The following is a 686-nucleotide window of genomic DNA, read 5'->3' on the forward strand; positions in this document are numbered from 1 at the left end:
CGCTGAGGTATTCGTCCCACGTGTCGTAGCCCAGCGGCAGCCACACCAGGTTCTTGTAGGCCTGGACGACGAGGTTGTACAGGTCGGTGACGGCGGAGCGGATCTGGTCGGTGAGGGTTCGTGCTTGCTCGGTGGTTAGTGGGGATTGCGCGCCGGTGGGTTCGATGGCGGTCATGGTGGTCACTGTTTCCTTTCCTTGGATAGTGGAAGGGCCCGCCGGTCCCCGGGTTCGCGGCCGGGGGGGGCGCGGCGGGCCCTTCCCTTGGGTTTTCTAGTTGATGGGTGGTTGGGCTAGGCCGAGTCGCCGGCACAGGTCCATCATCTGGGTGTCGTTGTAGCCGAGCAGCGCGCCGAGTCGGGCGGCCGTCCAGGTGGTGTAAGCCGGGTTCACTGGTCCGTCTCCTCGGTGGCGCGCTGGTTGAGCCGCTGGGCCGCGTATTCACCGAGGGTGGCGCAGCCGGCGGCCTCTATGTCGGCGGCTAGTTGGCGTATCTTCTCGGCCCGGGCCAGCGCGGCGCTGTATTCCTCTTCGTGGTTCATTTCGTTGGGTTCCTTCCTGTTCTTTGGGTACGGGTTGGGCACGGCCCCCGTTCCGGCCACCGGGAACAGGGTTTGACCTGCGGAAACATGTGTGCCCCCGGCAGGATTCGAACCTGCGACACCGGCTTTAGGAGAGCCGTGCTCTA

General features: G+C 65.3%; 1 protein-coding gene. It reads right to left on the reverse strand.

The features are described from left to right. Positions 1-387: 387 nt before the first annotated feature. Positions 388-686, reverse strand: a 299-nt coding sequence (locus F6Q13_RS18980; RefSeq protein WP_293059816.1) for a hypothetical protein, incomplete at its 5' end; no start/stop codon positions are given.

It is taken from the genome of Mycobacterium sp., assembly GCF_008709575.1.
Classification (GTDB): Bacteria; Actinomycetota; Actinomycetes; order Mycobacteriales; family Mycobacteriaceae; genus Mycobacterium.